Genomic DNA, 210 nt, shown 5'->3' on the forward strand with positions numbered 1-210 from the left:
CTGCAAGAAGGTGCACAGCGCCGACAGCAGCGCCAGCTCTCCGGAGAGGGCGAGGACGCGCGCCGACCCGCGAGGTGCGGCGTTCTCGCGCGGTTCGAACGTGACGGCCCATCCGGTGGATCCGGGCTCGGTCTCGGGGGAGACGTAGAAGGTCGTCGAGACGCTGGGGTGCCCCGCGGCTATCAGGCCGGTGTCGGAACCTCCCTCACC

Annotated in this window: 1 pseudogene; it reads right to left on the reverse strand. The window is 71.0% G+C overall.

The features are described 5' to 3' along the window. Positions 1-210 (reverse strand): annotated as a pseudogene (locus tag QM517_RS18190) (hypothetical protein); the annotation flags it as partial.

The sequence above is a fragment of the Microbacterium sp. IEGM 1404 genome, from assembly GCF_030056775.1.
In the GTDB taxonomy this organism is placed as follows: domain Bacteria; phylum Actinomycetota; class Actinomycetes; order Actinomycetales; family Microbacteriaceae; genus Microbacterium.